The organism is Myxococcus llanfairpwllgwyngyllgogerychwyrndrobwllllantysiliogogogochensis, from assembly GCF_006636215.1.
Classification (GTDB): Bacteria; Myxococcota; Myxococcia; order Myxococcales; family Myxococcaceae; genus Myxococcus; species Myxococcus llanfairpwllgwyngyllgogerychwyrndrobwllllantysiliogogogochensis.
Genome location: NZ_VIFM01000350.1, coordinates 1 through 10,304, shown reverse-complemented (window position 1 = coordinate 10,304; position 10,304 = coordinate 1). Strand labels below are relative to the sequence as shown.

The window sequence follows — 10,304 nt, the reverse complement described above, 5'->3', positions numbered from 1 at the left end:
CGTCAGATGTGTACAAGAGACAGGTACCATGACACGCACGCGGCCGTCGGCCCCGGCGCTCGCGCCCGGGCGAAAACCGGTGACTCGGACGCGGACGGCGCTTCCCCGGCTCAGCCGCTGTCCCTCCAGCTCCGGATAGAGCCAGGTGACTTCCGGGCGCCCCACGTCCAGCGACGACGCCGCGCGAGTCAGGTCCCCCACATGGTCCAGGCCTGGACCGTCCGCCGCCACCAGCCGCGAGGGCCCCAGGGTGTCGCGAGCATCACGCCCGGTAACCTGGAGCACCTCCACTCGCAGGAGCGCCCGCGAGCCCAGGTGGTCGCCGAAGTAGGTCCGGTCCTCGATCCCCGCGGGAGGTCGAGGGACACGGATGCCTTCCTCCAGTTCGTCGGGTGAGGCCAGGACCGTCCAACGTCGCCCGAGGCGGTCCGTGAAGACGACGCGGACCAGGGTGGCGGGCTCGTCCACGGCGGCGCGCAGCTCTCGTCCCTGGAGGCCGTGGGCCTCGGCGCCGTCGAAGTTGTAGCGGGCGTCCTCGGGAATCGGGAGGAAGTCGACGGTGGGCTCGACGGGGTGCTCGCCCAGGGGGTCGAAGGTCAATCCCGGCAGATCCGCCACCACGAAGCCGGTCGCCGTGCCCGCGGAGGCATCGTCGAGGGCCGCTCGGGAGGTGGCGCCCACCAGGAGTCGGTAGGGCTGCCCCTCCAGGCCATGGTGCGCGGGGGCCATGCGCAGGGCCACCACGCCGGACCGGCCCACCCGCACATCCGCGTCCGTGTTCGGGTCCGCGGGCGCGACGTTGGCCGCGGCTCCGAGCCCCAAGGGCACCAGCCCTCGTCCCGGAGCCACCACGGTGCTCACCACATAGGCCCGGTCCAGATAGGTCCCCCGGTAGCGCGGAAGCTCCGGGACGCGCACGGCGAAGGGAAACGCCAGACGCACGCCCTCGAAGTCCAGGGACACGCTCTCGGAATACGCCACGGTGTCTGGCCTTGGCTCTCCCGTGGAGAGGCCCGGCGTGGGGACCAGGCGGAAGGCGGCATCGCGCGCCACGGACGAATAGAAGCGCGGAGACAGGGGGAGCAGGCGCCCCAGCATCAGCAGCGGGTCGGCTCCGGGTTCCAGTGCATTGAGCGGCAGCTCCGCCACCGGCACGCTCCCCGTCAGCCCCCAGGCCGCGCGGGTGCCACAGGTACCGGACAGGATGGCCTCCTCGGGATTCAACACGCCCGCCAGCGCGCCATCGCAGATACCCGCCACCCCGGGCGCGGAGGCCGGAGGCGGCGTGCCCCCTTCCAACCAGAGCGCCGTGCCCGACGGCAGGGGCAGTCGCCGCGTGCCGCCCGCGCTCACTTCCACCTCGCGCTCGAAGCCCAGCAACGTCCCCGACGCCAGCTCGGAGAAGAGCCCCGGCACCGACAGGCCCGTCATTCCCAACCGCAGCATGGGAGCCGGGACGCCGGCCGCACGCGGCTCGACGAAGTCGACCCGCACGCCTCCGGAGAAATCCTGCGGGTTGCGCCGCAGCGCCATCCGGACATCGCGGTGGTCGTCCACGTCATGGCGGGCCAGCGTGAGGTAGCCGAAGTCCGGGTGGAAGGCGGACAGGCCCACGGTGCCCGAGGCGGGCACCCACGCGACGCCATCGAGCCCCGTCAGCGCCACCGACAACATCTTCCCGCCCACCTCCGACACGGCGACGGAGGCCAGCGGCAACGGGCGTCCCGTCAGCTCGTCAAACACCAGCACGCGCACCCCTCCGTCCGGCACGTCGGGGCTGAGCACCATGACGCGGGCGCGGCAGACGGCCGAGCCGACGCGCGCCTCCACCACGTCCTGCTCCGCGCCGGGCACCCGCAACGTGAAAGCAGCCCGGACGCCCGTGCCCCCACCTGTCGCCATCGGAGAGAGGGACGACCACGTCGCGCCATCACGCGGCACCACGGGCCGCCCGGACGCATCCTTCACCCACACCCCGAAGACGACGGACAGCTCGGGGCTGCCCACGACGACCTCCGGCGTCACCTGGCACGAGGCCGCGAGCGCCGGGGCAGGAGGCGCCCCGCAGGCCCCGTCCCGGCAGACCTCGTCCACGCCGCAATCCGCGTCCGCGGCGCACAGGCCCACCACGCACCGGTTCATGTCGCACTGACAGCCCAGCGGGTTGTCACACATGGGCAGCGCATATTGCTGGCGCTTGCCCTCCTCACAGTCCTCGCGGGTCCGACAGGCGGGCTCACAGCGGGACAGCGCCGTGTTGCAGATGAAGAGGGACGGGTTCGGGCAGTCCTGGTCCACCGCGCAGGGACCCGGCAGCGGCTTGTTGTCGCCGGGGATGCCGGGGATTTCGTCGGCGTTCATCCCACAGCCGGCCAGCGTCCCCAGGGCGCACACGAGGGCTGTCAGCAGCAGGGGACGAGGCGAGGGACTCATTCGGTGCGGCTCCCGGGGGGCGGAACGCCCAAGACCATACAGGCACGACGCCCGTCGCGCGACGGCGCGGAGGGCCCTGAAGCCCCCTCGCTGGACACCGTCGGACCCGGCCGCCCGCTCTTCGCCCACGTCACGCAACAGGTGGTTGGCTTTCAGGTTCTCACGAATCATCATCGTGCGCGATGGCCCGTGGCGAGCCCAAGTCCCTGGAAAGTCTCCTACCCCGTGTCCTGGCGCGCCTCGCGGGTGAGTCAGGCCGGGGCCATGCCCTCGCACCCGTGTGGGGCGCGGTGGTGGGAGCACACATTGCCCGCCATAGCTCCCCCCGTGCGTTGGAGGGCGGCACCCTCGTCGTCATCGTCACGAGCGCCGAGTGGGCCCGCACCCTGGAGGCCGAAGCGCCCTCGCTGTGCGCGCAGCTCAATGAACGACTGGGCCCCGGCACGGTGAAGGCGCTCACCTTCCGGTGGGACACCCGATGATCGCCGTGCTCGCGCTGACGGCGCTCCTGGCCGCCGCGCCCGGGCCCACGACGGGAGCACCGAGGCCCGGCACGCCCTCCAGGGCCGCGACGGCGCCGTCAGTGCCCCTGGCGCCGCGCACCCCACCGCCCGAGCGCAAGGCCCCGCTGACGCCGGCGGAGTCGATGGAGCGGCAGGCCGCCCAGCATGTGGTGCGGGAGTTCGAGCGTGTGGGACGTCGCGCGCCCACGGAGGACAGCTCGCTAAGCGTGGCCGCGAGGCGACTGGCCCACGATGCCCTCAGCGGCGTCTTCACGGGCGCACCCGACCTCTTCACCCTCACGGAGGCCGTCAGCGACGCGGGCGCGGCGGATCCGGCGCCCCGGGCGCTCGTCATCCGCGCGTGGGCCCATGCGCATGCGCTCGAGTCGCTGCGCGCCCGGACCGACCTCAACTCGGATCGGGCCACCCACTTCGGCGTGGGCGTGGCCCTGGTGGACAAGCGCGCCGCCCTGGTGACGTTGGTGTCGGACCGCAAGGCGGAGCTGAAACCGTTCCCCCGCGTCATGCCCGGCGAGCGCGCGGTGCAGACGCTCTGCGGAAGGCTCAATCCGCCGCTCCATGCGCCGGAGATCTACGTCACGCGACCCGACGGTGAAGTGGTCATCGTCCCCCTCACGCGGCGAGGAACGGAGGGCTCCGACTTCTGCACGCGCCTGGACTTCCTCAAGCCCGGTACCTACACGGTGGAGGTGGTCGCGCAGGGCGACGCGGGCCCGGAAGTCACGTCCCTGTTCCTCACGCAGATTGGGGAAGTCCGTCTGCGCGGCGAGCGCGAGAACAACGTGGAGCCCACCACGGAGGAAGGCGCGCGGAGCGCGCTGCATGAGCGCATCAACGCCCTGCGCCGGGCCCATGGGCTGGTGGAGCTGATGCCGGACCCGGTGCTGGAGCGCGTGGCCCAGGGGTACAGCACGCGCATGACGACGGAGGGCTTCTTCGCGCACATCGCGCCGGATGGGAGCACCCTCACCCGTCGACTTCCCCCGGGCTCGCGCTACGGACGGGCCGGAGAGAACCTGGGGCAGGCCGCCGGGCCGCTCGCGGCGCACTTCGGCATAGAACACAGCCCGGGTCACCGCCGGAACCTGTTGGATCCCGGGTTCCGCTTCATGGGGGTGGGCGTCGTCCTGCGAACAGTGGCAGGCGGTCGCAGCGAGGCCACCGTCACGGAGGTCTTCACCGCCGCGTCGCCCGCCTCGGCGGACCCGCAGAATCCCCAGCAGGACGCGTATGACGCCCTGGCGCGGTGGCGCGCCGCGAAGAAGCTGCCGCCCCTGGCCCGGAGTCAGGCGCTGGAGTCACTGGCGCTGGCACATGCCCGACATGCGCTGGAGTTGGACCAGCCCGCGGCACAGCCTGGCAAGGCGCCCCTGCACGAACGGGTGTTCCGGGTGCTCCCCGACGCGGGGACCGCATCGGTGGACTTCTTCGTGGTCTCTGACCCGGCCGCGCTCCCCGAGTCCCGCAGCGTCACCGAAGCCACCAACAACCGGGTGGGCGTGGGCGTGGTGCGGGGCGATTCGAAGCGCTTTGGCGCGAAGCAATACTGGGTCGCCGTCATCTACGCCGCGGTCCAGTGAGGCGCGGCGGGCGCGGCCCGTGTGGGGCGCCCCTCTCCATAACGGGGCCTCCCCTCACACGGTGAAGCGACTCTGAATCAGACGGGACGGCGCTGGGTGGCGTAAGCCTCGAGGCCCATCTGCGGCGGCGCGGCGTGCTGATACATCGGGCACTTCATGCATGTGAAGGACTGCCACCCTCGCCGGACCGCTTCGTCCAGGCAGTTGTCATACTGGTGGCAATTCAGGTTGCGATGCGTCTCGACACCGGCACGCTTCGGCCCGGCCTCGGGATTGATGGTTTGCGGCAGATCGGCTGGACACGGCTTCATGGAGCCCTCCCTCTGTGCTGTTTCCCCCCCGAGCGCTGTGAACGAGCAGTGTTACCGGACGACAGGTCCCGCCTGGACAACGACGGACCGGGGTAGCGTGCAACGGCCGCGCAAAGTAGTGATGCACCCCGGGTGACGCAACGGGCCGACTTCAATGACCCAAGAGCACGTAATCGCCTGAACGCTTTCAGCGAATGACGACGGGTTGAGGACATTTCGAACCGGCCCGATGGCGCGCGGATTTAGGACTTGTCGGGCCGGCTGTCAAACCACCCCCCTCGTGTGAGAGGGGGAATGATTGAGGGACGCGTCTCGTTGGCAGGCCGCAAAGCCGCGTGCTGAAAGGGAGAACACATGAGCTGGATGGGGACGGTCGCGGGGTGGGCACTGGGGGTTTCCCTGGGACAATCCCCGACAACCCTGGAGGCCGTGCGGCTTCATCAGACCGACGCGACCTCTCGGGCCCAGAGCGAGTGGGCTGCCTGCGTGGCGAAGCAGTGTCCAGACGCGGGGCGGCTCGCCTTGCTGGCGGGCACACTGGCCCTGTCCGACGGGCGAGCGGCCGAGGCGCGCGACATGCTCGCGGCCGGCCCCGCCCCTGCCCTGCTGGAGCCCTACCGGGCCTTCTATCTGGGCCAGGCGCGCTTCTACGCGGGGGATGCCGCGGGGGCCGCGCTGGACTTCGCGCGGGTGCTGGAGGCCCCGGGAGCGCCCCTGGACCTGGTGACGCGGGCCCGGTCACGGCTGGGCGAATCGCTCCTGAAGGCGGGCAAGGCGAAGCAGGCGGTGGGCGTGCTGGAGGCGGCGGTGAAGGCGACGCCGTCCCCGGAGCTGCTCTTCCAGCGGGCCCAGGCGCGAGGCGCGTCGGGCAATCGCGCGGGGCAGCAGGCGGATTTGATGACGGTGGCGCTGCGCTTTCCCACGCACCCGTACGCCGATGACGCGGTGAAGTGGCTCACCGAGGTCCGCCGTCCCGGGGTGCGCCTGGGCTTCGCGGAGCGCGCGCAGCGCACCGAGGGCTTCCTCAGCGGTGGCGCGTCCCAGCGCGCGCTGGAGGAGCTGGAGGCGCTGAAGGGCGACAAGCTCTCGAAGGAGCAGACGGCGAAGGTGTCGCTGCTGCGGGCCAGGGCCCTGTTCGCGCTGGGCCGCGACGAGGACGCGCGGCAGGCGCTCGCCGTCGCGGAGAAGGGGCCCGCGAGTGTCGCGGCCGACGCGGAGCTGCTCGTGGCGCGGCGGGCCCTGCGCGCGGACGACAACGAGAAGGCCCGGGCGCTGATGGCGGCGCTGGACCAGAAGTACGCCTCGCAGTCCGCGGGCGAGGAAGGCGCCTTCTTCGCGGGCTGGCTCGACCTGCAGGCGGGGCGCTTCGCCGAGGCCGCGAAGGCCTTCACCGCGCATGGGGAGCGCTACGCGCGCTCGCGGCGTCGGGACGAGGGCCTGTGGTTCCGGTCTCTCGCGTACCTGCGACTGGCGGACTACGCGAAGGCGCGCGCGTCGCTGGAGTCGCTGGTGGCGACCTTCCCGAGGAGCAGCCTGGCCCCGCAGGCGCGCTACTGGATGGCGCGCAGCCGCGAGTTGGGCGGCGGGGCCGCCGCGGAGGTCGGCCCGGAGTACGAGCGTCTCATCACCGTGGCGCCCGCGTCGTTCTACGCGCTGCTGGCCTCGGAGCGGCTCAAGGAGCTGGGACGGGTGGCGCCGGCGAGCTTCCCGCGCCCTCCCCTGTCGCTGGAGCTGCCGCGTCCTCCCGAGCTGGGGCTGGCGGTGGAGCTGACGCGCACAGGCCTGTTCCGGGACGCGGCCGAAGAGGTGGAGTCGCATGTGGCGCGCCTGCGCTCCGCGGACCAGGCCCTGCCCTTCGCGCACGCGTTGATCGGCCTGGGTGAGTTCGGCCATGCGCACACGGTGGCGGCGCGACACCTGTGGGGCCGGGCCTTCGGCTCCCGCGAGCCGGATGCGCTCGCGGCCTTCTATCCTCGGGCCTTCTCGAACGCGGTGGAGCAGGCGGCGACGGCGCACAAGGTGGACCCGTTCCTGGTGTGGGCCATCATGCGGCGGGAGAGCGCCTTCAAGCCGGAGGTCATGAGCGCGGCGGACGCGCGCGGGCTGATGCAGATCATCCCCAAGACGGCGACGGAGATCGCCCGGAAGCTCGCGGAGCCAGACCCGGCGCCCGCCGACCTCTTCTCGCCCGAGCGCAACATCCGCTACGGGGCCTGGTACCTGTCACGGCTCATGGAGCGCTTCTCACATCCGGTGCTCGCGGCGGCCGCATACAACGCGGGACCGAGCGCCGCGGCGAAGTGGGCCCAGGAGCGCGGCGACCTGCCGCTGGACCTCTTCGTGGAGTCCATCCCCTTCCGGGAGACGCGCGGCTACGTCAAGCAGGTGGTGGCGGACCTGTTCCTCTACCACGCCTTCTACGACGCCCAGGGCGTGCAGCCCCGGCTGTCGCTGGTGGTGCCCGCGCCCTCCAAGGAGGGCGTCACCTTCTGAGCCGAGCCGGCCCAGCGGGTGGAGCGCCCACGCGCCCTACCCGCGCGCCGCCATGCGGCGGAGGATCTCCGCCTCCATGGAGTGCACCACCTCCGACAGCGGCAGGCTGCTGGAGTCCACGCGGATGGCGTCCTCCGCGGCCTTCAGCGGAGCCACCGCGCGCGCGGAGTCATCCTTGTCGCGCTTCGTCTGGTCGGCGAGCACGTCGTCGAGGCTGCTCTCCACGCCCTTCTGGAACAGCTCCTCGAAGCGGCGGCGGGCGCGCACCTCCGGGTTGGCCTCCAGGAAGAACTTCGCGTCCGCGTCCGGGAACACCACCGTTCCGATGTCGCGGCCTTCCAGGATGGAGCCCTTGCTCGACTCCAGGGCCAGGCGACGCTGGAGCTGGAGCAGGCCCGCGCGGACGACAGGGCGCCCGGACACCTGCGACGCGGCCATGGAGATTTCGGGCGAGCGGATGTCGCCCGACACGTCCTTGCCGCCGAGGAAGACGCGGTTCTCCTCGCCCACCACCTGGAAGTGGATGTGCACGCGGCCCAGCAGCTCCCCCAGGCGCGCGTCGTCGTCGTAGGGGATGCGCTCGTCCGTCGCCATCAGCGCCACGCAACGGTAGATGGCGCCCGTGTCGACGAGGGAGAAGCCGAGCCGGCGCGCCAGCAGCTTGGACACCGTGGACTTGCCAGCACCGGCCGGCCCGTCGATGGCGACGATGAAGCAGCGTGGGCTCACGAGAGCACCTCTTTCAGTGCGCGCACGCACCGCTCGTTCTCCGAGGCCGTCCCCACGGAGATGCGAAGACAGGTGGGAAAACCCCCGCCCGCGAAGGGCCGGACGATGACGCCCTTGCGCAGGAGCAGCTCGTACAGCTCGGTGGAGGAGCGGCGGAAGTCCGCGAACACGAAATTCGCGTGGCTCTTCGTGAGGGTGATTCCCAGCGGGGGCAGCTCCGCCTCGAAGTAGCGCAGGCCCGCGCGGTTGTTCTCCCGCGTGCGCCGCACATGCTCGGTGTCCTCCAGCGCCGCCAGCCCCGCCGCCTGCGCCACCACCGTCAGGTTGAAGGGCATGCGCGTGCGCTGCAGATACATGGCGAGCTTCGCGTCCATGACGCCGTAGCCCAGGCGGATGCCCGCCAGCCCGTGAATCTTGCTGAAGGTGCGCAGCGCCACGACGTTCGGGTGACGCCGGAACAACTCCACGCCGCTGACGTAGTCGGGCCAGTCGACGAACTCGAAGTAGGCCTCGTCGTAGGCAATCAGCACCTCGGGCGGGACGGCCGCGAGGAAGGTCTCCAGCTCGTTCCGGCCAAACGCCGTGCCCGTCGGGTTGTCCGGATTGGCCAGGAAGATGAGCCGCGTGCGCGGCGTCACCGCGCGCGCCATGGCCTCCAGGTCGTACTGGTAGCCCTCGCGCATGGGCACCTCCACGAAGGGCCGCCCGTGGGCCTGCGCGGAGATGCGGTACGCGGAGAAGGAGTTCCTGCACAGGAGGATTTCGTCCTCCGGCGTGGTGAAGGTGCGGATGAGCAGCTCGATGAGCTCGTTGGAGCCGCTGCCCAGCACCACTTCCTGCGGCTGCACGCCCAGGGACGCGGCCAGCCGGCGCACCAGGTGGAACGACGTGGCATCCGGATACAGATGCACCTGGGTTGACGCCAGCCGCATGGCCTCGAGCGCGCGCGGGGAGGGCCCCAGCGGGTTCTCGTTGGAGGCGAGCTTGATGACACCGGTCAGGCCGAACTCGCGCTCGGTCTCCTCGATGGGCTTGCCCGGCACGTACGGTTTGAGCGTTTCGACATGGGGAGGAACGAGAGGTCGCATGGAGGTAGAGGCCCTGGAGATGTGCCTCAGCGACCGGTGAACACGCCGAGCGCGCGGAACTTCGCGTAGCGGTCCTTGACCAGACCGTCGGGTGACAGCTCGGCGAGCTGGCCCAGGTGCTTGCGCAGCACCTTGCCCAGCGCCTCGGCCGCCTTCGCGGGGTCTCGATGCGCGCCACCTGCGGGCTCGGGCACCACCTCGTCGATGATCTTCATCTGGAGCAGGTCGCCCGCGGTGAGCTTCATCGCATCCGCCGCCTTGTCCGCCTTGCTGGCGTCGCGGAAGAGGATGGAGGCGCAGCCCTCCGGCGAGATGACTGAATAGACGCTGTTCTGGAACATCAGCACGCGGTTGCCCACGCCAATGGCGAGCGCGCCACCCGAGCCGCCCTCACCCACCACCGTGGAGATGATGGGCACGCGCAGCCCGCTCATCACCTCCAGGTTGACGGCGATGGCCTCCGCCTGGCCGCGCTCCTCCGCGCCGATGCCCGGGTATGCGCCCGGCGTGTCCACGAAGGTGAGGATGGGCTTCTCGAAGCGCTCCGCCAGCTCCATCAGCCGGCGCGCCTTGCGGTAGCCCTCCGGGCGCGGCATGCCGAAGTTGCGCGCCATGTTCTCCTTGGTGTTGCGGCCCTTCTGATGCCCCATCACCATCACCGGCTTGCCGTCGAAACGGGCGAAGCCTCCGACAATCGACGGGTCCTCGCCGAAGTGCCGGTCTCCGCACAGCTCCACGAAGTCGGTGAACAGCAGGCGGATGTAGTCCAGGAAGTAGGGGCGCGCGGGGTGGCGGGACATCTGCACCACCTGCCACCGCGTCAAGTCACTGAAGATCTCCGTCTGGAGCTTCTTCGCCTTCTTCTCGAGCTTGGAAATCTCCGAGGTGAAGTCCGCGGAACCACCCGTGGACAACGCCTTGAGCTCATCGATCTTCTTCTCCAGCTCGATGAGCGGGCGCTCGAAGTCGAGCGCGTAACTGATGCCGGTTGCCATGGCGCGGAACTAGCACCAGGGTAAGGCACCTTTCAACGCGCAAGCGGTTACGCACCGCACCGTGTCACGCTGCCGGACACCTGCGTCCCATTCGGAGCGACATGTTTCTGGCCCTGCCGCTGCTCGTCCTGGCGCTGACCGCCCCCCCTGC

Annotated in this window: 8 protein-coding genes; 3 read left to right on the top strand and 5 right to left on the bottom strand. The window is 70.9% G+C overall.

Going from position 1 to position 10,304, the window contains the following annotated elements:
- On the bottom strand, window positions 1–2,433 hold a 2,433-nt coding region (locus FJV41_RS44785), incomplete at its 3' end, for a carboxypeptidase regulatory-like domain-containing protein (protein WP_141648768.1).
- Between the two features lie 182 nt (window positions 2,434–2,615).
- Here FJV41_RS44785 and FJV41_RS44780 point away from each other — a divergent pair.
- Complete coding sequence (locus FJV41_RS44780) at window positions 2,616–2,915, top strand: DciA family protein (RefSeq protein ID WP_141648767.1); 300 nt, start codon at window positions 2,616–2,618, stop codon at window positions 2,913–2,915.
- On the top strand, window positions 2,912–4,537 hold the full coding sequence (locus FJV41_RS44775; RefSeq protein WP_141648766.1) for a CAP domain-containing protein: 1,626 nt from the start codon (window positions 2,912–2,914) through the stop codon (window positions 4,535–4,537). The genes FJV41_RS44780 and FJV41_RS44775 overlap by 4 nt, the downstream gene beginning before the upstream one ends.
- Window positions 4,538–4,614: 77 nt before the next feature.
- On the opposite strand, the gene FJV41_RS44770 is transcribed toward FJV41_RS44775, so the two are convergent.
- On the bottom strand, window positions 4,615–4,848 hold the full coding sequence (locus tag FJV41_RS44770) for a hypothetical protein (RefSeq protein WP_141648765.1): 234 nt from the start codon (window positions 4,846–4,848) through the stop codon (window positions 4,615–4,617).
- 354 nt (window positions 4,849–5,202) lie between these two features.
- On the opposite strand from FJV41_RS44770, the gene FJV41_RS44765 reads away from it, so the two are divergent.
- Window positions 5,203–7,341 (top strand): lytic transglycosylase domain-containing protein, encoded by a 2,139-nt coding sequence (locus FJV41_RS44765; protein ID WP_141648764.1) that lies wholly within the window; start codon window positions 5,203–5,205, stop codon window positions 7,339–7,341.
- Between the two features lie 36 nt (window positions 7,342–7,377).
- Here the strand turns inward: FJV41_RS44765 and cmk are convergent, their stop codons facing one another.
- Genes cmk through FJV41_RS44750 form a run of 3 tightly spaced genes read right to left on the bottom strand, consistent with a single transcriptional unit; the run spans window position 7,378 to window position 10,153 of the window.
- On the bottom strand, window positions 7,378–8,070 hold the full coding sequence (gene cmk / locus FJV41_RS44760; protein WP_141648763.1) for a (d)CMP kinase: 693 nt from the start codon (window positions 8,068–8,070) through the stop codon (window positions 7,378–7,380).
- Window positions 8,067–9,158: a histidinol-phosphate transaminase gene (gene hisC, locus FJV41_RS44755; protein WP_141648762.1), complete on the bottom strand. Its 1,092-nt coding sequence runs from the start codon at window positions 9,156–9,158 to the stop codon at window positions 8,067–8,069. The genes cmk and hisC overlap by 4 nt, the downstream gene beginning before the upstream one ends.
- A gap of 26 nt (window positions 9,159–9,184) precedes the next feature.
- Complete coding sequence (locus tag FJV41_RS44750) at window positions 9,185–10,153, bottom strand: acetyl-CoA carboxylase carboxyltransferase subunit alpha (RefSeq protein WP_141648761.1); 969 nt, start codon at window positions 10,151–10,153, stop codon at window positions 9,185–9,187.
- Window positions 10,154–10,304: the final 151 nt, after the last annotated feature.

Coding starts and splice junctions, on each gene's coding strand:
- FJV41_RS44770 (WP_141648765.1), bottom strand. CDS start 4,848: ATGAAGCCGTGTCCAGCCGATCTGCCGCAAACCATCAATCCCGAGGCC.
- FJV41_RS44765 (WP_141648764.1), top strand. CDS start 5,203: ATGAGCTGGATGGGGACGGTCGCGGGGTGGGCACTGGGGGTTTCCCTG.
- FJV41_RS44750 (WP_141648761.1), bottom strand. CDS start 10,153: ATGGCAACCGGCATCAGTTACGCGCTCGACTTCGAGCGCCCGCTCATC.
- hisC (WP_141648762.1), bottom strand. CDS start 9,158: ATGCGACCTCTCGTTCCTCCCCATGTCGAAACGCTCAAACCGTACGTG.
- FJV41_RS44780 (WP_141648767.1), top strand. CDS start 2,616: ATGGCCCGTGGCGAGCCCAAGTCCCTGGAAAGTCTCCTACCCCGTGTC.
- FJV41_RS44775 (WP_141648766.1), top strand. CDS start 2,912: ATGATCGCCGTGCTCGCGCTGACGGCGCTCCTGGCCGCCGCGCCCGGG.